The sequence below is a fragment of the Mycolicibacterium sp. lyk4-40-TYG-92 genome (assembly GCF_030209435.1).
Taxonomy (GTDB): Bacteria; Actinomycetota; Actinomycetes; order Mycobacteriales; family Mycobacteriaceae; genus Mycobacterium.
In genome coordinates this window covers 435,911-461,023 of record NZ_JARVRX010000003.1, presented here as the reverse complement: position 1 = coordinate 461,023, position 25,113 = coordinate 435,911, and the positions used below count along the sequence as shown (strand labels likewise).

Here is a 25,113-nt window from a genome sequence, read left to right as displayed (position 1 = left end):
GGGGTTTCCTTCTCAGGTCATCGGAACAGGGGCAGGATGTGGGTTGCGAACCGCTCCATCTCGGTTTCCAGCGGCTGGAATTGCAGCATGAACAGGTCGATGCCAAGCTCGGCGAAAACCCTGATCCGTTCAGCCACTTGCGCATAACTGCCGATGAGACCGGCCAGGGTGCCACCGTTGGTGCCCACGCGCGCCACGCCCTCGTGCACTTTGAACATGGCGGTGGCAGGATCGGCTCCCACCGTGCGGTCCCGTTGACCCGAACCGTCGACCAGGCCCTGCAGGTAATCGAATTCGCGCTGCGCTTCTTCCTCCGTCTCGCGAGCGATGACGAACGCGGAGAGTCCGAACTGCAACGGCGCCGGCTTGTTCCGTTCCCGCCGCCGCATATCGTCGATGATGGCCGCCGCGTCGGCTGGCGGCCGCCCGTTCAGGAAGAACACGTCGGCCTGCGCTGCCGCGAGCGCACGCGCCGCTTCCGATTCGCCACCGAGGTACACGCGCGGCGTGCGGTCGAGGGCCGGTCGCAACTGGGCACCGGCCGCGACGGCTCCGTCCAACCCGGACTCGACGGCATCGCCGCGCCACAGCCGCCCGACGACGTCGAGCCACTCCCGGGAGTATGCGTATCGATCACCATGGGTGACGTCGCCGAGGCCGATCGCCTCCAGCTCGGGAAGAAACCAACCGCTGACGAGATTGATCGCGACCCGGTCCGCAGCAATCTGCTCAATATTGGCAACAGTTTTCGCGAAGACCAACGGATTGAACAGCAACGGCTTGATCGCGCCGATCAACTCGACGCGGCTGGTCGCCTCCGCCAGTCCGGCCAGCGTCGACCACGTTTCCAGCACGTCGTGTTCGGCGCCACCAGGATGCAGGACGTGCTGGGCCACCAGAGTCGAATCGAATCCCAGCTCTTCGGCCCGGACGATGAGATCACGCGTCCGGCGGTAGCTGGCGTCGGGAATCTCCACGGGATGCGTTCTGGCGCCCCAGGTTCCGTAGACAGGCGCCCACACCCCGAACCGTGGCGCGGTGGTCAATGTGGCAGTCATGAATTCTCCAGGTAGCGCCGGAATTCCCAGTCGGTGACCGCATTGGAGTATTCGTCCCACTCGCTCTGGGCGATCTCGGCGAAGTCGTGCACGGAATCCGCCCCCAAGATATCGACGATGGCGTCGTCGCTACGCGCCAGCGCAATCGCGACGCTGAGCGATTCCGGCAGCCGCACCCCGACCTCATAGAGGTTGCCGGTCTGCGGCTCCGGGGGGTTGCGCCTGGCTTCCAGGCCGGCCACGACGGCGGCCAGGGCAGATGCGATGAGCCAGTAGGGGTTTGCGTCTGACGCGCCGGTGCGCAACTCGATTCGCGTCGCCTCCGGCGTCGCCTCCAGAAGCGACCGGACGGCGGACGTCCGGTTGTCGCGGCTCCACGTCAAGGTCGCCGGCGCGAACGAGCCGGGGACGTACCTGCGGTAGGCGTTGACCGAATGCGCCCCGAACAGGGTGATCGACGGCAGGTGCTCGAGCAGGCCGGCGATGGCGTGCCGGCCGACCTGGCTCTCGGTGCCGTCGGCGCCGGCAAGCACCGGTTCGCCGTTGCGCCAGAGCGAAATATGCAGGTGCGCAGAACTTCCGGAGTGTTCGGAGAACGGCTTGGGCATGAACGTCGCCAACTTGCCGTTGCGCCGGGCGATCTCCTTGACGGCGTACTTGAGCCGGGCGCTGTTGTCGGCGGCATCCAGGGCGTCACTGTAGACCAGGTTCGCCTCGACCTGCCCGGGACCGTATTCGGTCAGCAGGCCCTCCAGAGAAGTGAACTCGCGCAGTACCGAATAGAGGTCACTGAGCACGGGTTCGAGCGTGTTCGCGTTCTGCAGCGAGTAGGCGTGTACGTCGTCCTGGAAGATCGACCCGTCCACATTCAGCAGGTAGAACTCGAATTCGGCGCCGACCTTGGCGGTGTACCCCAGGCTCTCCAGTCGTTGGATGACCCGCCGCAAGACCGCACGCGGATCGAGCGGCGACGGCGTGCGGTCGTGCCCGACGATGTCGGAGATGACGTGTCCCACGCCGGTCCGCCACGGCAGTTCCCGGAACGTACTCAGGTCGGGTACGGCGAAAGCGTCGGGGTAGCCCGTGTTCCAGTTGGTCGACCGAAGGCTCTCGATGACCCGCGCGTTGGAGTTCCACGCGAGTGCCCCGTCGCAGAAGCCGAACCCGGATGTTTCTGCGCGCCTGCGGAACTGGTCGACGGGCACCCGCTTGCCCAGCGCATGACCGAACTGATCACTCCACGCCACCTCGACCTCGGTGATGACGCCGGAGTCGAGCAGATCGCCAACGTTCCGGTGCCGCGTCGCCGCTTCCGTCGTCACGGACATCAGCCCGCCGCCCCGACCGCAGCGGCCGACACCGTCCGCGCGCGGCGGTAACCGAGTACGGCACCGCCCACGAAACCCACTACCAGCACCAGGATTACGGCCAACGCCAGGCCCGACGACCCGCCGACCAGGTCCTTGAGGTTCACCAGGATCAAGCCCAGGAACGCCACCAGTCCGGCCAGGCCGAGCGCCGGCGCCACCCGGACGCGCCACACCGAGTAGTGCCGCCGGTCTCGTGCGAAGAACGTCAGCACCGCCGCACTCGTCAGCACCATCAGGACGAGCACGCCGACCGTGGTGATCCCGGACAGCCAGGTGTAGAACTCCGTGCTCGGGTCGAGCTGTGCCACGGTCGCGACACCGATGACCGCGAGGATCAGCGCCGACAGCACCAGCGATGCGACGTGCGGCGAGCCATGACGGGTGTGGGGCCGGCCGAACGCGGCAGGCAGCACGCCGCGGCCGGACAGCGCGAAGAGGTAGCGGGACACGACGTTGTGGAACGACAGGATGCAGGCGAAGAGGCTGGTGACGAAGAGGACCTGAATGATGTCGGCTCCCACCACGCCCAGGTAGCGCTGTGCGGTGTCTACCAGCATGGTGCCGCCCGCATTCGTCGCGCGCTCGACGGCTTCGTGATCACCCCACGCCGAGATCAGTGCCCAGCTCGACACCGTGTAGAAGATGCCGATCACGGCCAGCGCGAGGTACGTCGCATACGGAATGGTGCGGTCCGGATCGCGTGCCTCGTCGCGGAAGATGGCCGTCGCCTCGAATCCGAGGAACGAGATGATTGCGAAGAGTAGCCCGATTCCCGGTGCGCCCGAGGCGATCTGCGTCGGGTTGAGCAGTCCCGTCGACAGTCCGTGGTCACCGCCGCGCGCGACGATGACCGCGTCGAGGACGGCGACGATGGCGATCTCGGCGACGAGCAGAACCGCGAGTACCCGACTGGACAGCTCGATGTTGCGGTAACCGAGGTAGGTGATCACCGCGAGCCCGGCCAGCGCCCACACCGGCCACGGCACCTGGGGTACGCCAACGAGGGCCAACAGACCGCCGAGTTGCGGACCGAGGAGCCCGTAGACGGCGGCCTCCATCGATGCGTAGGTCAGGACTGCCACGAACGCGGCACCGATGGCCGGGCTGGACCCGAACCCTTGCTGCACATACGAGAAGAAGGCCCCGGCCTCACGAACGAAGGGCGTCATCGCCGTGAAGCCGATCGCGAACAGCAGCAGCACGACCGTGGCAATGACGAACGTCGCGGGGAACCCCGCGCCATTACCGGTGGCGATACCCAATGGCACCGGCCCGCCGATGACGCCCAGCGGCGCCGCCGCGGCCAACACCATGAAGACGATGGCCGGGATCCCCAGGTTGCCGCGCAGGCGCTGCGCTCCGGGCGGGGGCCCACCATCGGTGCGCACCGCCGTATGTTCGACTGTCATGACGCCCCTTGCTGGTCGGTGAATGTGGTTGGAGACAAAAACTATTGGGCGTGGCCGCCGTGCTCCAGCGGGCCGGACACCGACGCTCACAATGCGTCACATGCCGTAACACTCGGCGGACTTCCGCGCCGCGGATTCGCCACCCGGTCGGTAGTCTTCGTGGTGTGGCGCCGTGGGCGCATCGGGCAAAGGGGGTGTCAGTGGGGACTATTCGATCGATTCGTGGCACCGGCCGAATTCTGCGCGTAGGAGCTACGCCGGTGCCGCACGCCGAGATCCTCGATCACGTCCGCCCGGTACTCGCGCAGGACGGAATCGACCTCCACGTCGAAGTGTTCGACACGTTCGACGAACCGAACCACCACCTGGTCGCCGGGACCATCGATGCCAACTTCTTCCAGTACCTGCCCTTCCTCGATGAGTTCAATGCCTCGTCGGCCCAGCGACTGGTCCCCGTCGCACCGGTGCACATCGAGCCGTTCGCGCTCTACTCGGAATCGATTGCGACCCTGGGCGACGTACCGCAGTACGCGCAGGTGGCGCTGCCCGGCGACCCGGCGAACGTCGGACGCGCCTTGCGCATCCTTCAGGATCTGGGGCTGATCACGCTGCGTGCCGGCAAATGTTCCACCCCTGGAGTCGAATCGGTGATCGCGAACCCAAAGCAGCTGCTGTTCAAGGAAATCGCCAGCGCACATCTGGCGGACGTGCTCGCGGACTTCGACCTGGTGTTCCTGTTCGGCAACTACGCCATGGACCGCCAGATCGACCTGCAGTCAGCGATCCACTGCGACCACGCAAACCGCGACTACGTCGAATATCTCGTGGCCCGGCCGGACAACCACGACAGCGAACCAATCAGGCTGTTGGCCAAAGCTTTGCAATCGGATTCCGTACGGTCGTTCATCGCACGGTCGTACGGAGGCGTGGTGGTGCCGGCGTTCTGACGGTCAGGCGGATCGGATCGGCCGCTGATCCCGGAATCGTGTCGAGGGCTGCGGGTCGAAGCGATAACCCTTCCCCCGGACCGTCGTCAGCGTCAGCGCACGTGCGCCCAGCTTCACCCGGAGCCGTCGCACATGGGTGTCGACGGTGCGCATCGAGGCGAACCCCGCGTCCCATACGTTCTCGATCAACTCCTCCCGCGAGATGATCCGCCGTGGATGCTGCGCCAGGTAGGCCAGCAGCTCGAATTCCTTGTACGCCATGGCGATCGGGTGGCCGTCGATGCTGACCTGCCGGGTGGACCGGTCGATGACAAGTCCACGCATCGGTATCGGCAGCGGGGCGCGCGCAGGGACGGCGCCGGCCACGGACTTCTCCACCCTGGCGCCGGGCACGCGGTATGCCAGGTACGCGCTGAACTCGTCCAGCAGCGTGGTCACCTGAGCCAGCGCATCCCCGGATGAGGTGGGAAGCTCCACCGACAGCACCACCTGCGGCGCCCGGACGCTGCGGCCCTGATACATCCACACTCCCTCATCGATCCGAACCCCAGTGTTCGCGAGGAAGACGGCCCTGGACATCGTTACCTTCACCTTGAATCGAACGGGCCTTCCCGCCGGGCGAGGAAACAGTCCGGTCACGATCTGGAATCAGCACGTCACGGCCACAACTTTCACATCTGTCGCATTGTTAACATTCCGAAATGCAGGACTTCCCGGAGACCACCGGCCTTCGGCGCCCGTTCTCGCGTCGTGATGCGCTGCGCTATGCCGGCGCGGCGTCTGCCTTGGCCGGCCTGAGCGCGGCAGGCATCGGCCTGCCGACGGCGGCGGCCGCCGCTCCCACACTGATCGACTTCGCCATGAAGCAGATTCCGGCGCAGGACATTCGGGCCGCCGGGCACGCCGGCGTCGTCAACTATGTCTCGACATCACGTCCCGGCTCGACCATGGGCGCGAAGCCGATCACGCTGCCCTACGCCCGGTCACTGGCTGCGGCAGGACTCGCGATCGTCAGCAATTACCAGTACGGCAAGCCGGGCGGTACCGCGCCGTCCGATTTCACGCGCGGCTATGCGGGCGGCGTCGCCGATGCGCGCACCGCATGGCAACTGCACACCGCGGCGGGTGGCGGTCAGAGCGCGCCGATCTTCTTCTCCGTCGATGACGACATCGACCGGGAAACGTGGAACAACGTTGCGCTGCCGTGGTTTCGGGGTATCAACTCGGTACTCGGCCCACAGCGCACCGGCGTCTATGGCGGCATCAACACCTGCCAGTGGGCCACAGCCGACGGAGTGATCGGGCGCTCGACCACGCCCGGCAAAGTGTGGGCCTGGCAGACCCGGTCCTGGTCCGGCGGCAAGATCTATCCGGCTGCCGTGATGTACCAGCGGATCGTGAGCACCGCGTCGAACCCCGGGCCGGTGGTCGGTGGTCTCGAGGTCGACGTCAGCGACGCCCTGGCCTCCGACGTCGGGCAGTGGAACCTGCACCCGTGAGAACGCGGGCGTGAACACAGTCATGGCGATCCATGGCTGGCGCGACCTCGGCTTGATCCTCGGCTTGGTGTTGGCGATCATGATCGGCTCGCTGTTGATCACGCCCCTCTTGGTACGGCGCGGACTCAAGACCCCGGCGGGGCTTCGGCTGATCAACCGGATCAGCGTGCGGGCGGTGCAGCTGGTGAAGCGGCCGATCACCATAATGGTGCTCGACGAGGTCATCGACGTCATCAAGACGGGCCACTACACGCGCAACGTCTCTGACGCCATCGAAGAGAACTACGACGATCTGAAAGCTCTTGCGGCCGAGAAGATTCGCACCGACTCGGGGATACCCATCGTCAGCCGAATCCCTGGGTACGACAGGGTCGTGGGTCAGGCGAGCGAATCCGTCATGCACGTGCTCATCGCCATGCTCGCCGATCCCCGGATGGACGAGTTCGTCTCCGACCTGCTCCGCAACAATCTCGAACAGATTCAGAGCGCGGTCCGCCGCCGCGAGCACGAACGCACCGCGTCCTTCCGGCAGGCCGGCGCGCCCGCCTCGGCAGCGGGCGCTGACGCCGCCACGTCCTGACGCCTGGCAGTCTGGCTACAACTCTGCGACGCGCCCTCGCCTGTGATGCCGGGTTGTCGGGCCCTCGGCGACGACTACGCGGCTTTGACGGGTGGGTGCGCGCCCGTGGTGGCGGGCTTCGCTCTGCTGAAGACTTTGCGGCCGAAGCCATTCGGCAGCGAGAGGCGGAGCACTTTTCGCCACGCCGAGGCAACCTGCCGGGGCATGGACCCGGTGGTATAGGTGAGCCCGTACCGGTCGAACAGGTCCTGCACCTTGGGCGCGATCTCCTGGTAGCGGTTGCTGGGCAGGTCGGGGAACAGGTGGTGCTCGATCTGGAACGACAGGTTGCCGGTCATGAAGTGCAGCAGTCGGCCTCCGGAGATGTTGGCCGAACCGAGCATCTGGCGCAGGTACCACTGGCCGCGGGTTTCGCCGTCGATCGAGGTCTTCTCGAAAGTCTGGACACCGTCGGGGAAGTGGCCGCACATGATCACCGAGTGCGTCCACCAGTTACGAACCAAGTTGGCGGTGAGGTTGGCAGTCAGTGTCGTCACGAAGGAGGGCCCGGACAGCAGCGGGTGCAGGATGTAGTCGCGGGTGACGTGCCGGCGCACCTTGGCCAGCACCTTCTTGCCGTTGCGGCGCAGCTCTTCCTTATCGCCGCGGCCTTTGAAGTGCTTGCCGAGCTCCAGGTCGTAGGCGGCGATGCCGTATTGAAAAAAGCAGGCATTCAAGAAGTTCCACAGCGGCTGGCCGAGGTAGAACGGCGTCCAGCGCTGGTTCTCGTCCACCCGCATGATGCCGTAGCCCAGGTCGTTGTCCTTGCCCCGCACGTTGGTGTACGTGTGGTGCAGCTCGTTGTGGGAGTGCTTCCACATATCCGAGGGCGAAGCGCTGTCCCATTCCCAGGTGGTCGAATGGACGCTGGGATCCCGCATCCAGTCCCACTGGCCGTGCAGCACGTTGTGGCCGATCTCCATGTTCTCGACGATTTTCGAGACGGACAGGCCGACGGTGCCGACGATCCAGGCCGGCGGAAACAATGAGAAGAGCAGCACGGCACGGCTGCCGAGTTCGAGCTTGCGCTGGCCGTTGATGACCTTGCGGATGTAGGCCGCATCGCGCTCGCCGCGGTCGGCGATGACCTCGGCGCGGATGGCGTCGAGTTCGCGGCCGATGTTCTCGACGTCCTGATCGCTGAGATGTGCGGTCGGATCGGTTGGGTCACTGACGATTTGCAGAGTTTCCATGTCGGATTCCTTGTTCTCAGATTCTCAGAGGTCGACTTCGCAGGCGCCCGCAGCGGCGGAGACGCACGTTTGAATCAGCACGCCGTCGGCGGCGCTGGTGATGTCGCCGGTACGCAGATCACGCACGGCGCCTTCCCGAAGAGGTGCGACGCAGCCGAAGCAGATGCCCATCCGGCAGCCTGAGGGCATCAGCACGCCGGCGGCTTCACCGGCGTCGAGCAACGTCTGTGCACCGTCGGCATCGACGGCTTTTCCGGTCTTGGCGAAGGTGACGGTGCCGCCCGCACCGGGAGCGACGACCGTCGGCCGGAACCGCTCGGTGTGCAGTCGGCCCGCGATGTCGTCGGCATTCCAGCGTCGTTCGAGGGCATCGAGCATGCCGGCCGGCCCACAGGCCCAGGTCTGTCGCTCGGCGACGTCGTCGACGAGGTGCTCGATCTGCGCGACGTCGAGCATGCCGTCGGTGTCAGTGTGCTTCTCCACCAACCGGATTCGGCCGTCGCGGGCCAGCGCCCGCAGTTCGTCGCCGAAGATGACGTCGTCAGCGGTGGGCGCGGAATGCACGACGACGACGTCGACATCCGGGGCGTTCAGGTTGCGCAGCATCCCCATCACCGGAGTCACCCCGCTGCCCGCGGTGAGGAAGAGAATTTTGCGCGGCGGCTGGGCGCCCAAGGTGAATTCCCCTGCGGCCTGGTCGAGTTGGACGATGGTGCCGACCGTCGCGCGCCGGACGAGGTGATTGCTCACGACGCCGTCCGGAATGGCTTTCACCGTGATGGCGATGCAGCCGTCACGTCGACCGGTCTCAGAGGTCAACGAGTAGGCCCGCCACTGGCGGATACCGTCGACATCGACGCCGATGCGGACGTACTGGCCCGGCGTGTGTGTGCGCCAGCCGCGTCCGGTCTTGATCACGATGGTGGCGGCATCGCGGGTTTCGGGCTGGATCGCGACGATGCGGCCGCGCAGGCCCGCACCGGAATGCAGGGGGTTGATCACCTCGAGGTAGTCGGACGGGACCAGGGGGGTCGTGATCCGTTCGGCGAACTTGATGACCCGTCCGCGCAGCGCCCCGGCAACGGTGGGGCGCGATGCCGTTGTTGTCATAGCTCAATGATTGGTTATCAATCGGGGTAAATTCTTGACCGGGATAGGTGAACTACCACCTAGTAATTGTTCGATAGGAATAGAAATGCCAGATCCTGCGCCGAGATACACCGGTTTGGAGCTCGGCGAGGACGTCACCTCGGCGCTTCACTCGGTGCTACCGCGTACGGCCGAACGCACCGTTGCCGCCGTCACGGTGGAGGTGCCGAGCTACACCGACGCCTTCAGCGGACCGATGGGTCAGAACATCGAGACCGCGGTACAGATGGCGCTCGGCGGGTTCTTGCGGCTGGCCACCCGCGCGGAGGATGCAGATGCCGGAACGCAGCTGGCACCCGCCCTGGACGGCGCCTATGAACTGGGCCGCGGGGAGGCGCGCAGCGGCCGCACCATCGACGCACTGCTGGCGGCTTACCGCGTCGGGGCCAGGGTCGCCTGGCGTGAGCTGGCGTCGACTGCCGTGAACGCGGGACTGACCGCCGAGACGATGGCGCGGTTCGCCGAGCTGGTGTTCGCGTTCATCGATGAACTCTCGGCATCGAGTGTGACCGGCCACGCCGATGAGCTGGCCACCACCGGCCGCGTCCGAGAGCGCTACCTGGAGCGCCTCGGCCATAGCCTGCTCGCCGGCGAGACGACAGAGATCCTCGAGGCCGGCGCCGAGCATGCTGATTGGACACCGCCGACGTCACTCACCGCGGTGCTGCTGCCCGCGTCGCAAATACATGGCCTCGCAGTCAATTTCGGGCCCTCCACGCTGCAGCTCAACCAAGACCTCCCCGGCGTCGATCCCACCGAGGCACTCACGGCACTACTCGTTCCCGACATGGACGGACCGCACCGGCGCCGGCTGCTGCGAGCGTTGGCCGGCCGACGGGCCTGGGTGGGGCCCGCCCGGCCGTGGGCGCAGGTACGGTCGTCCTACCGCAGAGCGCTCCAAGCGCGAGACATCCTGCTGGGCAGCGATGTCGATGTGCTCGATACCGACGAACATCTCGTCGAACTGGTCATCGGCGCTGACCGCGAGGCCGCCGACGATCTGCGCCGGCGGGTGCTTGCACCGCTGGCCGACTTGCGCCCCAATACCGCTGCGGCACTTACCGAAACGCTGCGGTCCTGGCTCCTGCATCAAGGTCGGCGGGATGCCGTGGCCGCGGATCTCGTCGTCCACGCGCAAACGGTGCGCTACCGGATGACCCAGCTGAGAGAGCTTTACGGCGAGCGGCTGACCGATCCGCGGACCATACTCGAACTCACGGTGGCACTGGGGATCGAGAGTTGAGCAATGGTGTGGGGGACATGACTTCCGACGGCGCGACCGGAGCGGCCTGGTGGGCAACGGATTTCGAGCATCCGCATGATCTGACCCTCGACACCGTTCTCGGGGTCACCCGCGACGGGCCGCCGGGCTGAACCAGCTCAGAGCCCGCGGGACATCAACTGCCGGCGGTGGCCTGTTCGGTGCGAAGGTCGTCCTGACTGGCTGCCCAGGAGGCGAGCAGTCGGAGACCGTCGGCGGCAGGGGTATTCGCCGGCGCGGTGTAGATGTTCAGCTGCAGCCCCGGCTCGGCCGGGAGCTCGAGCGATTCGAAATCCAGGTCGAGTTGGCCGACCGCAGGGTGCCGCAGGCGTTTGCGGCCGTACCGGTGGAACCGCACATCCTGCGACGCCCACCGCTGCCGAAACAGCTCACTATGCGTTGATAATTCACCGATCAACGTGATCAGCTCCGGGTCGTGTGGATTGCGGCCGACCTCCAGCCGCAACAACGCGGCAGCGTCGCGGGCGATCTGGTCGTAGTCGACGAAAAACTCTTCCGCCGCTTCAGGATTCAAGTAGACGAATCGGGTGGTGTTCACCGGCCGCCGCGGTTCGGCCAACACCGGGGCGTAGAGCGCGCGGGCGAGCTGGTTCATCGCGAGCACGTCCGAGCGACCATTGCGGATCCAAGCCGGAGCGTCCCCGATCGCATCGAGGACCTGCCGCAACGCCGGCCGAATGGTCACCGGCACTTTCGGTTTGCGGCGGGTGCCGCGACTGCCGGACTCACGGGCCAGCGCGAACAGGTGGTCACGTTCGGCCTCATCGAGTTTGAGCGCCGACGCGAGGGCGTCGAGCACGTGCTCCGAAGCGCCGGACAGGTTACCGCGCTCCATCCGTACGTAATAGTCCACCGACACTCCGGCCAGCATCGCGACCTCCTCGCGGCGCAGGCCCTTGACCCGGCGGTTTCCGCCATATGCGGGCAGCCCCGCTTGCTCGGGTGTGATGCGCGCGCGCCGCGAACTCAAGAACTCCCGAATCTCGCGGCTTAGGTCCACTGCTCCCATCAGCCCACGGTAGAGGCACCCGGAGCCGGCTGGGAGGAACTCCCAGTACCTGGAACGGGCGTCACTCCCAGATCTGCCCGGCCGGACCTAGCGTGACGTCAGGAGCGTTCCCACCCTTCACCTGAGGAGGATTCAACATGCATACCCGCACACTCGGACAAGGCCTTCAGGTCTCCGCGATCGGTCTCGGAGCCATGGGCATGTCAATGGGCTACGGCCCCAACCCCGGGGACCGCGACGACATGATCGGCGTGCTCCGCTACGCCGTTGAGGAAGCCGGCGTGACGTTCATCGACACCGCAGAGGTCTACGGGCCTTACGTCAACGAGGAGCTGGTCGGCGAGGCGTTGGCGCCGCTACGCGACCAGGTCGTAATCGCCACCAAGTTCGGATGGGACATCGTCGACGGCAAGATGGCCGGTACCGATTCGCGGCCCGAACAGATCCGCCGCGTCGCCGACGCCTCACTGCGACGGCTGCAGACGGACGTGATCGACCTGTTCTATCAGCACCGCGTCGACCCCGACGTACCGATCGAGGACGTCGCCGGCACCGTCGGCGAGCTCGTGGCTGCCGGCAAGGTGCGCCATTTCGGATTGTCCGAGGCCGGGGCCGCGACGATCCGCCGCGCCCACGCCGTGCACCCCGTCACGGCGGTGCAAAGCGAGTACTCCCTGTGGACCCGCGACCCCGAGCCGCAGGTGTTGCCCACATGCGCCGAACTGGGCATCGGGTTCGTCCCGTTCAGCCCGCTCGGTAAAGGATTTCTAACCGGCACCGTGACAACCGGTTCCGAATTCGGCGACGGTGACATCCGGGGCACCCTTCCTCGATTCGAAGCCGAAAACATCACTGCCAACGAGGCTTTGGTGGCACAGGTCCGCATCATCGCCGAAGCAAAATGCGCGACACCCGGCCAGATCGCGCTTGCCTGGTTGCTGGCCCAGCAGCCGTGGATCGTGCCGATTCCCGGCACCCGTCGGCGAAACCGCATCGACGAGAACGTCGGATCCACTCAGGTGGCGCTATCCGCCGACGAGGTCGCCGACCTCGACGGGCTCGCGGCGCGGATCGGCGTGCGCGGCGACCGCTACAACGCCGTTCATATGGCACGGGTCGGCCTTTGACCATCTGAAGTGCGGATGCCCGTGCGCCGCATCGCATCCTCGCGGCTACAGCTCCGCTACACGCCCGTCGCGCACCAACCACGACCTGTCCAACCGGACGTTCTGCAACATCCGGCGGTCGTGGGTCACGAGCAGCAGTGCGCCGTCATAGGTTTCGAGTGCCTGCTCCAGCTGCTCGATGGCCGGTAGGTCGAGATGGTTGGTCGGCTCGTCGAGAACCAGTACATTCGTACCGCGCGCCTGGAGCAACGCCAGGCCGGCGCGGGTTCGCTCGCCGGGCGACAACTCATCAGCGGTGCGTTCCACGTGGTCGGCGCGTAACCCGAACTTTGCCAGCAGCGTGCGCACATCCGCACTCGTCCATGACGGCACATATTGCTCGAAGCGATCGACAAGCCGGCTGTCGCCGGTGAAATCGGCACGCGCCTGGTCGATTTCACCGATGGCGACATTGGCGCCCAGACCCGCGCGCCCCTCGTCGGGCTGCTGCCGGCCGAGCAGCAGCCGCAGCAGCGTCGACTTTCCCGCCCCGTTGGGGCCTGTGATACCGATCCGCTCGCCGGCATCGACCTGCAACGAAACTGGGCCCAGGACGAAGTCGCCTTGTCGCACAACAGCATTGTCGAGTGTCGCGACAACTGAACTCGACCGCGGAGCCGCGCCGATGGTGAACTGGAGCGTCCATTCCTTGCGGGGTTCCTCGACCTCCTCGAGGCGCGCGATGCGGCTCTCCATCTGCCGGACCTTCTGCGCCTGCTTCTCACTGGACTCGGTCTGTGCGGTGCGCCGGTTCTTGTCGTTGTCGGGTGCCTTGCGCATCGCGTTGCGCACACCCTGACTCGACCACTCCCGCTGTGTTCGTGCCCGCGCCACGAGATCGGCCTTCTTCTCGGCGAACTCGTCGAACTGTTCGCGACGGTGCCGCCGCGCGACCTCACGTTCTTCCAGATAACTCTCGTAACCGCCGCCGTAGACGGTGGTCCGGTTCTGCGCCAGATCGAGTTCGACGACCCGGGTTACGGTGCGGGCCAGAAACTCTCGATCATGGCTGACCAGCACGACACCTCCGCGGAGGTTGCCGACGATCTCTTCCAAGCGGGCGAGGCCGTCCAGGTCGAGATCGTTGGTCGGCTCATCGAGCAGGACGATGTCGAAACGCGACAGCATCAGCGCCGCCAACCCCACCCGCGCTGCCTGTCCGCCCGACAACGCGGTCATCAGCGTCGACTCCGGCCGCACCGCGTCGGAATCGAGGCCCAGATCGGCCAACACTGCCGGCAGTCGTTCGTCGAGATCCGCCGCGCCCGTCGCCAGCCAGTGATCCAGCGCGGCGGAGTAGCCGTCCGCGTCCGCGCTCGGATCGGCCAATGCCTCGGCCGCGGCGTCCATCGCGTGTGTCGCGGCGGCACATCCGGTGCGACGCGCGACGTATGCGGCGACCGTCTCCCCCGGTACCCGCTCGTGCTCCTGCGGCAGCCAGCCCACGAATGCATCGGCCGGCGCCAGGTTGACCACACCGTCAAGCGGTGCGAGTTCACCCGCCAGGATGCGCAGCAGCGTGCTCTTGCCCGCGCCGTTGGAGCCGACCACACCGATCACATCGCCGGGCGCCACCGTCACATCGAGCCGCTCGAAGAGGGTGCGGTGGGCAAATCCGCCGGCGAGATTGGTCGTGACGAGCGTCGCGGTCATGGGTCAATCGTCGCATTGCTGCGGCAGCCCGATCGCCCGCATGGGCGCCTACGCGGTGATGCGCATTTCCGCACCCGGGTGCGAGCTCAGGGTGACGACGACCGTGCCACTACCCGTCGCGAAGTTCTTGTTCGCGTAGCCGATGAACCCGTAGTGCCCGTCGATCGTCGAGACCGCCGAGATGTCGCCCTGCCCGGAGGCACCGGTGTCGAGATTCCGCCATGCGGCCGTCACCGTCAAGGCGCAGGAGCCGTCGTAGACACCGGCGTCATAGCGAATCGACACCCCGATACCGTGCCCGACGTCACCGCCGACCTGCACCGGCGTCGCCTGCGCGTCGGCGCTCACGGTGCCGCCGCACGTCGGTGACGCGACCACGGGAACCGCACCGAGTTGTCCGAACGCATCCGCATGGGCCACCGCCACCGATAACCACGGCGCGGCGAGCGCGACGACGAGCGTTCCTGCAGCGCGCGAAGGGGTCATGCCACTGCTATCGGCGATGGCGGCGGCGGTGTTAGCGCGCGGCCGCGGGCATATTTCCCGCCGCCCCGGCGTTATCAATGTTTGTCTCAATTGTCACATGGGTACCGTTGATAACAGCACCGCGGTCTGGGTGCTTCGCTCGACAGAGAGTCCATACCTAGAAAGAGCCGAATGGGTTATCGCTATGAATACCGTCTTGTACTTCAGCACCAACGGCGCCGTATATGAAACCCGCGCCTACACGCCGGCCGACATCACTGATCTGATTCAAGGTCAACGGCTTCAATGCCTGACCAGCGCGGACCGCCAGTTCGACTTCTGGTTCAGCCCGGCAGCACGCCGGTGCCAGCGCCGCATCAATCGCAAGGCAACCGAACTGTTGCTGGCGACAACGACTTTCACGGCGAAAACCGTCCCCCTACTACGTGGCTCCATTGTCCTGGCCAGCCATGACGCCGACGGCGACCTCGACGGGCTGAGCTGGCTGCAGCTGGAGCAGCTCTCCGGTCTGAACCGCACGCTCACCGCCCGCGACGAGCGAATCCTGAACCGCCGCATCCTGCGTGAAGAGCGCCGACTGCGTGGCGAGACGGACGCCAAGCCCCGCCGCGCCGCTGCCCCCACGCCGCCGTCGACCGCGAAAGCCGGAACAGGCTTGCGCTGGTCCGGTTTCGCGGCGCCGGCACAGTAATCGCGGCCCCAGCTCAGAGCTCGCCGACCAGTGCGTCGAGTTTCGCGTAGCCCTGATCGACACCCGTCTCCATGCCGGAGGCCAGCCAGGCGTCGCGTCCCTCGAAGCTGTCCACGAGCGACTGTCCGTGCAGCCGGGTGCGGCCGTCACCGAGATCCTCGAACCACAACGTCTCGAGGGAAACCGCGTCGGGCATGCCCTCGAAGGTGAATGTCTGGACGATCTTGTCCTCGGCGACGGTGTGGAAGCAACCACGGAACCCGAACTCCTGGCCGTCGCGGACCGCGACATAACGCCAGCTGCCGCCGTCGCGGGCATCCCACTCGACGATCCGGGTGTCCATCCCGTCGGGACCCACCCAGCGGGCGAACAGCTCCGGATCGGTATGTGCCTTCAGCAATTGCGCTGGGGTGGCATGGAAGTCACGGGTGATGCGGATGAGCGGCACATCCTTGTCGGCTTCGATGACGGCCTGCGCTGTGTTCATGATGCTCTGCCCTTTCGTCGCGGTTTCGATTCGGTGTCATTCATCTCGCCCAGCACCGCATCCAGGCGCTGGTAACGCTGTTCGGCCCGCTGTTGGTAGCGCTCGATCCACTTGGTCATCAGGTCGAACACCTGCGCCTCCAAGTGCACCGGCCGGGTCTGTGCGGCACGGCCCCGGGTGACCAACCCCGCCTCCTCGAGCACCTTCAGGTGCTTGGAAACCGCCTGCATGCTGACGTCGTACGGCTCGGCGAGTTCGCTCACCGTGGCATCAGCCGCCGTCAGCCGGACGACGATGTCGCGGCGGAGTGGATCGCTCAGTGCCGCAAATACTTTCGACAGCTGGTCGGTCATTTTGCTCCTAAACCATTTGGTTGAATACGAGTGTGCGCGCCAGTGCGGTCGTTGTCAACCTATTGGTTGAATACGACGCCGACGCGTGCACCTACGCCGACCGATACCGGGCCGAGGCAAAAGCGTGGCCTCAGTACAACAACTTGACCCGGCGGCAACGGCTAATGTGCACACGCACAGGTGGCAAACCCCACGTGCTGCGGGATCAGCGTGCTCGACGAAAGGCGGTGAGGTCGACGTTCAACGATTTTTGGGGTTGGTTGGTCGATCGCGATTGGACGTTGAGCCAGATCCATACCCCGATGGAGTGGTTCGCATTCCTCAGCATCCCGTTGTTCACCGCGGTGATCGGCTGGCTCATCAACTGGACGGGCCTGATCATGCTGTTCTATCCGGTCAACTTCCACGGGTTCAGAATCCCGGGGATGGCGCAGCTGGCACGGCTGGCGCCGCACAAACTCCAGGAGATTCCCGGCGTGCTGCAGGGCGGCGTCGGGTGGCAGGGCATCGTGCCGGCGCGCGCCGCCAAGATGGGCTCGATCGCATCTGACAAGGCCATCGCCAAGCTCGGTACGCCCGCCGAGTTCTATCAGCAGCTCGAGCCCGACAAGATCGCTGAACACATCGTCAGGCTGTTCCGGGCCGAGATTCCGCAACTCGTCGACGAGGTGATGATCGCCAACGATCCGCAGTTCTGGCGCGACCTTCCCACCGTCGGCAAACGCGCGATCGTGGCGCGCGTCCAGTCGCAATTGCCGGAGGTGGTGCACTCGATCACCACCGAGATCGGCATCCACATCGACCAGTTGCTCGACCCCAAGATCATGGTCATCGAGCACTTTCGCAAGAACCCCGAGCTGGTCATCCGCGTCTTCAAGGACATCGGCCAGCGCGAGCTGAACCTGATGGTCAACTTCGGCTTCATCTTCGGGTTCCTGTTGGGCATTCCCGTCGCGTTCATCGACCACTGGTTTCACACCTGGTGGATGCTCCCGACGCTCGGCGTCATCGTCGGCTGGATCACCAACGCGCTCGGCATGTGGCTGATCTTCGAGCCCACCGAGCCGACCCGCTATTTCGGCATCAAATTCCAGGGCTTGTTTCTTCGGCGGCAAGAGCAGGCCGCCGAGGTGTACGCGGGGATCATCGCCGACGACGTCATCACGCTGGAACGCATCGGCGACTTCCTGATCGACGGACCGAGCGGCGACCGCACCCGCCAGATGATGGCCACCGCCCTGGGCCCGGCCATCGACCGGGCAGCCGGCCCCATCCGGGGCGCCGCGCGGGTCGCACTCGGCGCCCAGGCTTACGACTCGATCAAGGCAGGCTTTGCCGCCGAGGCCGTCGGCCGAACGCTGACGCCCTTCCGCGACGAAGAATTCTCGAAGGCGCAATCAGGCAAAATCCGCACGCTGATCGCCCAACGCACCAAGGAACTTCCGCCGACCGACTTCGTGGAAATGCTGCGTTCGGCAATCAGGGAAGATGAGTGGATGCTCTACGCTCACGGCGCGATCATGGGCGCCGCCGGTGGCTTCCTCCACTACGGGATTTTCTTGGGACTTGGTGTGGCATGAGTGACGACCAACGTCGGAGTAGCCGACGACGCACAGCTCAGTGGGGACCGCTCAGCGCCACTTTCTCTCCTCCACCAGAGCCGACATCGTCGCTGCTACCCCGGAGCGCCGAGATCGGCGAAGCACTGCCCGGGCTGGTCCGCCTGGCCGCGACGGCCTGGGTGCGCACCGCGGAATGGACCCTGGTTGCAGGTCTCAAAACAGGTCGCCGTGCACTCGAGATAGTCGCTGACCCGGCATCCGCGGCCGACTCCGCACGCGAGCTGATGTCCGGCGTCGCCCAGGCCGGTGCAGTTTTCGGCGACCTGGCCAAGGCAGTCTCCAACGGCGTCTCGGTGTCACAGGCTGTCGTCCAGGTCAGTGCCTCGCTCAGTGACAACGTGACGACGCACGATGTATCGCACCATCAGGAGGACGAAGAAGAGCGCCAGCGCCAGATGGAGAGGTCGTTGCGCGCTCAAGGGCAGGCGCTGCTGACCCGATCGCGCGACGTGTGGAACACCGAGCGCGGCCACCCCGCGTACGCCCGCATCCTCGAAGAGATGGCGCCCGACGAGGCCCGCATCCTGCTGTTGCTCCTGCGCGGCGGACCCCAGCCCGCAGTCGACGTCCGCACCGGCGGCCCCATCGGCATGGTGTCCTCGAGGCTGGTGGCTCCGGGCCTCAACATGATCGGCCCACGGGCGGGGCTTCGTTATCTGGATCAGGTCCCGGCGTACCTCAACAACCTGTTCCGGCTGGGACTCATCTGGTTCTCGCAGGAGCAACTACGCGACCCGCTGGAATACCAGGTTGTCGAGGCACAACCCGACGTGCTGGCCGCGATGCACTCCGTGCGCGCGCACAAGGTCGTCCGCCGCTCGATTCACCTCACGCCATTCGGTATGGACTTCTGCCGCGCCTGCCTGGTGTCCGAGGACGAAGACGTGGCGACCCTGCCCGAACATCAGGCACCGCACGACATCGAGTGAGCGGCCACGGTAGGCCTAAACCGTCGGCACCGTGCCGCCGTCGACGACGACATCGGCGCCAACCATGGCGGACGCTGCGTCAGACACCAGGAAGCCGACGACCTCCGCCACCTCCTCGGGTTGCGCCGGCCGGCCCAGCGGGATCCCTCCGAGCGCGGCCATCAACGATTCCAGCGCCGCGTCACGGCTGCCCGCTGCAGCCAGGGCGATCCGGTCGATGAGTGCGTCGGCCGCGCTCGTTTGGATGAACCCCGGCGATACGGTGTTGACGCGAATGCCCCTGGGCGCCAGCTCATTCGACAGGCCCTTGCTGTAGGCGCGCAGCGCAGCCTTCGCCGCGGCGTACCCGAGTGTGCCGTCATAGAGCGGCATCCGGCTCTGGATCGATCCGACATGAACGACGGCACCCCCGCCCGCATCGAGCATCAGCGGCAGCAGTGCCCGGTCCAGGCGGACGGCAGCCAGCAAATTGAGGTTGAGTTCGTCAGCCCAATGGTCATCGGTAAGCGCTGCGTAACCGCCCGACGGGGCGGCAGACCCGCCCGCCACGTGGACGAGGATCTGCACGCCGCCGCTGTCGCGAACATGGGCCACCACCGCTGCGGCACCCGCGCCCGACGCGAGGTCCGCGGCGATGAAATCGTCTGCGTCCAGTTCGTCGCCGACATCGGGCCGGTGCCGAGCCACCGCCGTCACGTGCGCACCTGCTGACCGTAGCCGCCGAACGATCGCCGCCCCGGTGCCTTTGGTGCCGCCGGTCACCACCGCGCGACGGCCCGTCAGCGCGCTCATGCGGCCGCCCTGAAGACCGGCCAGCACAAGGTGGTCACCCATTGATCCGAATCGCTTGTGTCCCAGGAGAACCGGTCGTAGTACTCGCGTAGCGGGCCTTCGATACTGATCTCGTGGTGCGTCGCGTATTCGCCGAGTGCGCTGTAGTCGAGGTCGACATCGTCGTGCGGTCCGTAGTGGCGGACGACAACCAGTTCGGCGGCTGGAATCGTCGCCGGCCGGACCCGGCCGACTGCCCGCACCTCTCCGTCCACCGGGATGAAGACTGTCGCCTCGCCGTGGTCGAAGGCGAAAATGTCGTAACCGAACAACGCGCCTGGTGCACCAGTCGGGTTGAGTCGCTGGTCTGCGGCCACCATCGCGCGCAACTCGCCCACGGCACCCTGCCACCAGAACACGAGATCGTCGCGCGGGACGGTCGCCGAGATCGCGGCTGCCGTCGTCTCACCGACGCTCCGGTGCTCGATGCGGGAGGCCGAGTCCGGGTGGTCCAGGATTGCTCGCAACGATTCGACCGCGCTTTGCGTTGCGGCAAGCTGATTTTCGAGCCGTTCCAGATGCCTGCCGATGAGGAGCTTGCGGTCGGTCGGCTCAGATGCCAGCATCGCGCGGACGTCGGCGACAGGCATGCCGAGTTCGCGCAACCGGCGTACCACTTGCGCACGAGCCACCTGCTCAGGCGAGTAATAGCGATAACTCGTCGCCGGATCGACCCGGTCGGGTTCGAGCAGGCCCACTTCGTGGTAGTGCCGCAGCGTCTTGACAGACAACTGCGTCATGCGGGAGAAGTCTCCGATAGACAGCGCCGGGGTCACCTGCTCAGTCTGATGTCTCCCCTTACGGGAGAGTCAAGACCACCCGATGGCCTCAACTCTCCGGCGACGGGTGCGCCGAGGCCGGCAACATGCTCGCGTCACCGTCAGTGTGCGAGTTGCGCGGCGATGGATTCGATGGCCTGCGTCAGGTCCAGGTACGGGATGTCGGGGTCGCGTTCGTGATAGATCGCGGTGACGATGATTGGCAGTGTCGCAACGGCTTCCGGATAGTTTCGAATGTCCATGCGGGCGACCGCCTCGGCCACCGGTACGCCTTGGTCGTAGAGGCGCGTCGCATCGGTGTGCAGGCTGGACCAGAAGCGGATTCCGCGATCGATGGCCGCGTTGATCTCCGGCCCGATCAGGACGGGACCGTGCCCGGCGACGACCTTCTGAGCTCCGAAGGCACGGATGCGCTCGAGCGCTGTGATCCAATTCGGGATCGAACCCGACCAGGTGACCGCAACGGGGTTGTGCGTCAGCAGATCTCCGGCGTAGAGCACGCCCAGCGCGGGGAGGTAAGCGATGGCGTCGCCCACGGTGTGTGCCGGGCCCAGCTCGTGGAGTTCGACGTCGACTTCGCCCACCCGCAACGCCTTCTCACCGTTGAAGGTGGTGTCGGCGGCGCGAACCCGCACCTCGGAGAAGTCGAAGGGCTGCCCAAGTGGGGCGAGAGCCTGCAGCGGGCCGCCCGGCTTGGTATCGGTGTTCAGCAGTTTCGTCGTCAGGTCAGCGTGTTCCTGCGTCATCAGCGCACTGGCAGCCTCGGTGGTGATGATCTCGGTATCGGCGGAGAACACCTGATTGCCGAAGAAGTGGTCACCGTCGGTGTGAGTGTTGAAGACATACCGCACCGGCGCAGACCTGGTCAGTTCGTCCATGTACGCGCACATGGCCCGCGCATGTTGTACGTCGTAGAGCGTGTCGATAACCAGCGCTTCACCGGCGCTCACCACCAGGCCGGCGTTGGCCAACCCAAGGGCTTCATTACCGGAGAGGAAGACATGGGCTCCCCCGCCGAGATCGAATAGTCCTTCCTCGAAAGGGATTACGTCGGTCATCGTCCGTCCTTCGCTCGTTCGTCGTGCAGCTTGGTTGTCGCGTCCGCCAGGATGGTCGCGGAGCCAGGCTCTTCGGGAACGATGCCAAGGGTCTTGATGAACATCGCGGTCATCACATAATGGCCGACCAGCAGCGTCACTTCGGCAATTTCGTTGTCCGAGAACAATTCCCGCATGGCATCTATGCCCGCCCCGGCGCCCTTGATCTGAGCCAGCAGGTCATCCACGAACGCGACGAGCACATCGACGCGCCGCTCCCTGAACGAGGTGGCCCCCGACAGGACGTCGTCGATCAGTGAATCCGACACCCCGGCGGCCCGGGCCTCGGGCACGTGGTGATGGATCTCGTACGGAGCGTTCGTCACCGCACCGACCCGCAGGATCACCAACTCCCGAGTCTCCGCCGACAGCGCGCCGGTACGGAACGAAAGCCCCAGTGACATATACGGCTTCGCGCTGGCCCTGGTCATGACCAAACCCCGCGACAGGTTGGCCGGAAACAGGTCATAGACCTCGCGTTGCCCGGGATCGAGGTCCTCGACGCTTGGCAGTTGAACAGCCACGAATCCTCACCTTCACTTCAAAGGGGTCTGTCTCGGCGGCGCTCATAGGATACGGAGCGTTTCCTATTTCACCGTAGCGTGGGCGGCTAAGATACGCAACGTGTCTAATCGAGAAGCGGCCGTAGCGTCCGAGCCGGTGTCACGACGCCGGGACGACGCGCTGCTGTCCGCCATCCGCGATGCCACGTGGGCTGAGCTGACCGATCACGGGTATGCCGGCGTCACCTTCGAAGGCGTCGCCCGCCGTGCAAAGACGGGCAAGCCAGTTCTTTACCGCCGCTATCGTTCTCGCGCACAAATGGTCACCGACGCGCTGCCGACGCTTCGCACCACACCGTTCGACGTGACGTCGTCGAAGAACCTTCGCGACGACATCCTCGTCATGGTCAAATCCCTGGTCACTCAGTGGCAGCAGATCGGCCTCGACACCTATCGCAAGCTCATCGCCGAAGCCGATGAAGCGACCCTGGAGACTTTCCAGACGAAGGTGGCCGCACAATCGGATCACACGATTCGCCGCGCGTTGGATGCCGCGCGAGATCGAGGCGAAATCGGGCCGGCCAGGATTGCCGACCGCGTCGCAACGAGCATTCTGGCGCTCATGCGCAATGAATTGTTGTTTGCGCACAACACCATTGCGCCCAGCATGCTCGCCGAGCTGGTCGACCTCATCTACCTGCCCGCAGTCGACGCCGCCTCGCGCAAACCCTCATAGGGGCGCACCTGTCGGGTCCTGGCTATCGTGGGCCTGTGACCACTTGGCAGGGCGACGAACTCGACCTTGATGCTTACCTGACGCGGATCGGATTCGACGGCGAGCGGCTTCCGACAGCCGAGACATTGGCCGCGCTGCACCGGGCCCACACCACGTCGATCCCGTTCGAGAATCTCGAGATCATGCTGGGCCGGCCGATCATCCTCGGCCTGGAAACCTTGCAGAACAAGATGATTCGGCACAACCGTGGTGGCTACTGCTACGAGCATGTGACGGTGTTCGCGGCGGCACTGGAGCGACTGGGTTTCCGGTTCACCGCGCTCGCCGGGCGCGTCACCCTGGGCGCGGAGGCAACCGCGCGACCGCGCACGCACGCGTTGATCGTTGTCGAATTCGATGACAATCGGCGCTGGCTGTGTGACGTCGGATTCGGCCGCGGACCCCTCGAACCCATCGAGCTCATCGCCGGTGACGAGGTCGATCAAGACGGCTGGCAGTTGCGACTGTCCCGTGCGCCGCTCGGCTTCGACACCGAGGTGTTCCATCCAGACGAGTGGAAGTTGTGGCAGCGGTCGAGCGTCGACGGCACGGTCGGCTGGCTCGACCGGCACGCCTTCACGCTCGACCCGCAGTATCCGATCGACTACGCCGTCGCCAACCACTTCGTGTCGACCTCACCGAGATCACCGTTCACCACCCGGCCATTCGTTCAACGGTTTGCCGCCGACGTCCAGCACGTGCTCGACGGAACCACCTGGACCACAACGCATCCCGACGGATCGTGCTCGACCCGTGACGTCGAGATCAGCGACGTGCCCGCATTGTTGGCCGAGACCTTCGGCGTCGAGCTGTCCGGCGATGACGCTGTGGGTCTGGTGCACTGGATGCGCGCGCGCCGGTAGCGGCACCGGGACAAAGCCTGTGCCGGCGGGGCGAAACTCGAGTCAGGGGTTGATGGTGTTCTCGCCGTCTCGACGACCCCAGACATATTCGGATGCGAACGGCGAGCCCAAGCCGAAGTGGTTGTACGGGGCGATCGACGCGCCAGTATCCATCACCATGTAGGGCATCGGCCAGATGTCCTTGGTGACTACCCAGCACCCCGGCCGACCCATCGGACCGCCCGAGGCGTTGATCCGTGGGAGATTGTCCGGATACACGTAGGCGTTGGCGGTGCCGACCAATTCCATGTGCATCGCCAACGAGTAACCGTTACCGCCCAGGCCCTTGGCCGCGGCCGGCGCACCGGCAGCGAAACCGCGGAACAGGCAGTCGAGCTCAGGACTGTATTTGTCCAGCAGCCGGGAGGTCGGCAGCAGGTCCTCGGCGCCACGGACCAGGTAGGGGCCGCCGCGCTCGAGAATGTCGCCGCCGGTGTTGCCGAACCCGACCGCGGACATCAGCGCTTGGTCGATGGTGCCGCGCTGGTCGTTGAGGGTGCGCTCGGTGGTCACGGCATTCCTCAGGCCGTCCCACAGATCCGGCGACGCGTTGGCGTAGACCTCGGTCAGGTCGGCGAGGGCCTTGGTGTCGTGCCGGATGGTCGGCATCCGCTGGTTCAGGTCGGCCAGGATGACATTGCCATTGACCAACGCCTGACCGAACCTGTCGCCCAACCCGTCGAGGGCCTGCGCGGCCGCGGTCAGTGTCGCGTTCAACTTGATCGGGTCGACCTGCTCGGAGATCGCGGTGATGGTCTCGAACAGCGTGTTGAACTCGGTGGTGACGCCGCTGGCGTTGATGACGTCACCACTTTGGAGATGCTGCGTCGACGGGTTCGGGGGCGAGGTGAACGAGATGTACTTGTTGCCGAAGGCGGTGGTGGCCAACAGCTTCACGTCCACATTGCGGGGCAGCAGACTCAGATACTGCGGGTCGACGCTGAGGATGAGTTTGGCTTGAGTGTGGCCGTCACTGCTGCTCTGGGCCTCAGCTGCCTGTAACCGGCCGATCGGCACCCCGTTGTAGGTGACCTTGGAACCGGTATCCATCGACAATCCGGATCGGTTGTACACCACATAGAGCGCGGCCTTGGTGTCGAAATAGCCTCGGAACTGGGACCAGGTCAGTGCCAGCACCAGCACGGCGAACAGCACCATTCCCACCGCGACCGCCCGGTACGGCGGGCTCCGGTCGGGGTTCAGCGGGGCGTGGACCTGCCCCTCGGCGATCGGCGGTGGTGACAACCCATCGACGTCTTCCGTCGAATTGGGACCCGCCATCGCACCTCCATGCTGACTCGGGC

26 protein-coding genes are annotated in these 25,113 nt (G+C 65.7%); 10 read left to right on the top strand and 16 right to left on the bottom strand.

The window, feature by feature from the left end; translation table 11 throughout:
• Positions 1-17: 17 nt before the first annotated feature.
• From QRN63_RS08355 to QRN63_RS08345, 3 genes are read right to left on the bottom strand one after another with little or no spacing between them, the layout of a single operon-like run.
• The gene (locus QRN63_RS08355; protein WP_285030382.1) at positions 18-1,058 is read right to left on the bottom strand and encodes an LLM class flavin-dependent oxidoreductase; all 1,041 of its coding nucleotides are present in this window, start codon (positions 1,056-1,058) and stop codon (positions 18-20) included.
• Positions 1,055-2,386: a glutamine synthetase family protein gene (locus QRN63_RS08350; protein ID WP_285030381.1), complete on the bottom strand. Its 1,332-nt coding sequence runs from the start codon at positions 2,384-2,386 to the stop codon at positions 1,055-1,057. Before QRN63_RS08350 ends, QRN63_RS08355 begins: the two co-directional genes overlap by 4 nt.
• Entirely contained in the window at positions 2,386-3,837 is a 1,452-nt protein-coding gene (locus QRN63_RS08345; RefSeq protein WP_285030380.1) for an APC family permease, read from the bottom strand. The genes QRN63_RS08350 and QRN63_RS08345 overlap by 1 nt, the downstream gene beginning before the upstream one ends.
• A gap of 164 nt (positions 3,838-4,001) precedes the next feature.
• Here QRN63_RS08345 and QRN63_RS08340 point away from each other — a divergent pair, with 164 nt between their 5' ends.
• Positions 4,002-4,784, top strand: a complete 783-nt coding sequence (locus tag QRN63_RS08340) for a MetQ/NlpA family ABC transporter substrate-binding protein (protein WP_350224436.1) — start codon at positions 4,002-4,004, stop codon at positions 4,782-4,784.
• Positions 4,785-4,787: 3 nt separating this feature from the next.
• Here QRN63_RS08340 and QRN63_RS08335 read toward each other — a convergent pair whose 3' ends face one another.
• Positions 4,788-5,363 (bottom strand): winged helix-turn-helix domain-containing protein, encoded by a 576-nt coding sequence (locus tag QRN63_RS08335; RefSeq protein WP_285030378.1) that lies wholly within the window; start codon positions 5,361-5,363, stop codon positions 4,788-4,790.
• A 122-nt stretch (positions 5,364-5,485) separates the two neighbouring features.
• On the opposite strand from QRN63_RS08335, the gene QRN63_RS08330 reads away from it, so the two are divergent.
• Entirely contained in the window at positions 5,486-6,283 is a 798-nt protein-coding gene (locus tag QRN63_RS08330) for a DUF1906 domain-containing protein (protein ID WP_267320145.1), read from the top strand.
• A gap of 10 nt (positions 6,284-6,293) precedes the next feature.
• Positions 6,294-6,863, top strand: coding sequence for a hypothetical protein (locus QRN63_RS08325; RefSeq protein ID WP_285030377.1), 570 nt, complete (start codon positions 6,294-6,296; stop codon positions 6,861-6,863).
• A 74-nt stretch (positions 6,864-6,937) separates the two neighbouring features.
• On the opposite strand, the gene QRN63_RS08320 is transcribed toward QRN63_RS08325, so the two are convergent.
• Together QRN63_RS08320 and QRN63_RS08315 are read right to left on the bottom strand one after the other, a co-directional pair.
• On the bottom strand, positions 6,938-8,095 hold the full coding sequence (locus QRN63_RS08320; protein WP_285030376.1) for a fatty acid desaturase family protein: 1,158 nt from the start codon (positions 8,093-8,095) through the stop codon (positions 6,938-6,940).
• Positions 8,096-8,119: 24 nt separating this feature from the next.
• Positions 8,120-9,205 carry a ferredoxin reductase gene (locus QRN63_RS08315; RefSeq protein ID WP_285030375.1) on the bottom strand — a complete coding sequence of 362 codons (1,086 nt, stop codon included), beginning with the start codon at positions 9,203-9,205 and terminating at the stop codon, positions 8,120-8,122.
• 85 nt (positions 9,206-9,290) lie between these two features.
• On the opposite strand from QRN63_RS08315, the gene QRN63_RS08310 reads away from it, so the two are divergent.
• Positions 9,291-10,487, top strand: a complete 1,197-nt coding sequence (locus tag QRN63_RS08310; RefSeq protein ID WP_285030374.1) for a PucR family transcriptional regulator — start codon at positions 9,291-9,293, stop codon at positions 10,485-10,487.
• Between the two features lie 154 nt (positions 10,488-10,641).
• On the opposite strand, the gene QRN63_RS08305 is transcribed toward QRN63_RS08310, so the two are convergent.
• Positions 10,642-11,535 carry a helix-turn-helix transcriptional regulator gene (locus QRN63_RS08305; protein WP_285030373.1) on the bottom strand — a complete coding sequence of 298 codons (894 nt, stop codon included), beginning with the start codon at positions 11,533-11,535 and terminating at the stop codon, positions 10,642-10,644.
• Positions 11,536-11,672: 137 nt separating this feature from the next.
• Here QRN63_RS08305 and QRN63_RS08300 point away from each other — a divergent pair, with 137 nt between their 5' ends.
• Positions 11,673-12,662: an aldo/keto reductase gene (locus QRN63_RS08300; RefSeq protein ID WP_285030372.1), complete on the top strand. Its 990-nt coding sequence runs from the start codon at positions 11,673-11,675 to the stop codon at positions 12,660-12,662.
• Between the two features lie 45 nt (positions 12,663-12,707).
• On the opposite strand, the gene QRN63_RS08295 is transcribed toward QRN63_RS08300, so the two are convergent.
• Together QRN63_RS08295 and QRN63_RS08290 are read right to left on the bottom strand one after the other, a co-directional pair.
• The gene (locus tag QRN63_RS08295) at positions 12,708-14,354 is read right to left on the bottom strand and encodes an ABC-F family ATP-binding cassette domain-containing protein (RefSeq protein ID WP_285030371.1); all 1,647 of its coding nucleotides are present in this window, start codon (positions 14,352-14,354) and stop codon (positions 12,708-12,710) included.
• A gap of 48 nt (positions 14,355-14,402) precedes the next feature.
• Positions 14,403-14,840, bottom strand: coding sequence for a hypothetical protein (locus QRN63_RS08290; RefSeq protein WP_285030370.1), 438 nt, complete (start codon positions 14,838-14,840; stop codon positions 14,403-14,405).
• A 184-nt stretch (positions 14,841-15,024) separates the two neighbouring features.
• On the opposite strand from QRN63_RS08290, the gene QRN63_RS08285 reads away from it, so the two are divergent.
• Positions 15,025-15,531 carry a hypothetical protein gene (locus tag QRN63_RS08285; RefSeq protein WP_285030369.1) on the top strand — a complete coding sequence of 169 codons (507 nt, stop codon included), beginning with the start codon at positions 15,025-15,027 and terminating at the stop codon, positions 15,529-15,531.
• 13 nt (positions 15,532-15,544) lie between these two features.
• Here the strand turns inward: QRN63_RS08285 and QRN63_RS08280 are convergent, their stop codons facing one another.
• Together QRN63_RS08280 and QRN63_RS08275 are read right to left on the bottom strand one after the other, a co-directional pair.
• Positions 15,545-16,018 (bottom strand): SRPBCC family protein, encoded by a 474-nt coding sequence (locus tag QRN63_RS08280; protein WP_285030368.1) that lies wholly within the window; start codon positions 16,016-16,018, stop codon positions 15,545-15,547.
• A complete protein-coding gene (locus tag QRN63_RS08275) occupies positions 16,015-16,371 on the bottom strand; it encodes an ArsR/SmtB family transcription factor (protein WP_267319842.1) in 357 nt (118 codons plus the stop codon). Before QRN63_RS08275 ends, QRN63_RS08280 begins: the two co-directional genes overlap by 4 nt.
• 281 nt (positions 16,372-16,652) lie before the next feature.
• Between QRN63_RS08275 and QRN63_RS08270 the strand changes: the two genes are divergently transcribed.
• Complete coding sequence (locus QRN63_RS08270; protein WP_267319843.1) at positions 16,653-17,951, top strand: DUF445 domain-containing protein; 1,299 nt, start codon at positions 16,653-16,655, stop codon at positions 17,949-17,951.
• A complete protein-coding gene (locus QRN63_RS08265; protein WP_267319844.1) occupies positions 17,948-18,922 on the top strand; it encodes an Abi-alpha family protein in 975 nt (324 codons plus the stop codon). Before QRN63_RS08270 ends, QRN63_RS08265 begins: the two co-directional genes overlap by 4 nt.
• A gap of 15 nt (positions 18,923-18,937) precedes the next feature.
• Here the strand turns inward: QRN63_RS08265 and QRN63_RS08260 are convergent, their stop codons facing one another.
• The 4 genes from QRN63_RS08260 to QRN63_RS08245 form a co-directional block, all read right to left on the bottom strand.
• Positions 18,938-19,714, bottom strand: coding sequence for an SDR family oxidoreductase (locus QRN63_RS08260; protein ID WP_285030367.1), 777 nt, complete (start codon positions 19,712-19,714; stop codon positions 18,938-18,940).
• A complete protein-coding gene (locus QRN63_RS08255) occupies positions 19,711-20,529 on the bottom strand; it encodes a MerR family transcriptional regulator (protein ID WP_267319846.1) in 819 nt (272 codons plus the stop codon). Before QRN63_RS08255 ends, QRN63_RS08260 begins: the two co-directional genes overlap by 4 nt.
• A 104-nt stretch (positions 20,530-20,633) precedes the next feature.
• Complete coding sequence (locus QRN63_RS08250) at positions 20,634-21,590, bottom strand: MBL fold metallo-hydrolase (protein WP_267319847.1); 957 nt, start codon at positions 21,588-21,590, stop codon at positions 20,634-20,636.
• The gene (locus QRN63_RS08245) at positions 21,587-22,153 is read right to left on the bottom strand and encodes a carboxymuconolactone decarboxylase family protein (RefSeq protein ID WP_285030366.1); all 567 of its coding nucleotides are present in this window, start codon (positions 22,151-22,153) and stop codon (positions 21,587-21,589) included. The genes QRN63_RS08250 and QRN63_RS08245 overlap by 4 nt, the downstream gene beginning before the upstream one ends.
• Positions 22,154-22,253: 100 nt before the next feature.
• Between QRN63_RS08245 and QRN63_RS08240 the strand changes: the two genes are divergently transcribed.
• A complete protein-coding gene (locus QRN63_RS08240; RefSeq protein WP_502888098.1) occupies positions 22,254-22,868 on the top strand; it encodes a TetR/AcrR family transcriptional regulator in 615 nt (204 codons plus the stop codon).
• A 35-nt stretch (positions 22,869-22,903) separates the two neighbouring features.
• Positions 22,904-23,770, top strand: a complete 867-nt coding sequence (locus QRN63_RS08235) for an arylamine N-acetyltransferase family protein (RefSeq protein WP_285030364.1) — start codon at positions 22,904-22,906, stop codon at positions 23,768-23,770.
• Between the two features lie 42 nt (positions 23,771-23,812).
• Here the strand turns inward: QRN63_RS08235 and QRN63_RS08230 are convergent, their stop codons facing one another.
• On the bottom strand, positions 23,813-25,090 hold the full coding sequence (locus QRN63_RS08230; protein ID WP_285030363.1) for an MCE family protein: 1,278 nt from the start codon (positions 25,088-25,090) through the stop codon (positions 23,813-23,815).
• Between the last annotated feature and the right edge of the window lie 23 nt (positions 25,091-25,113).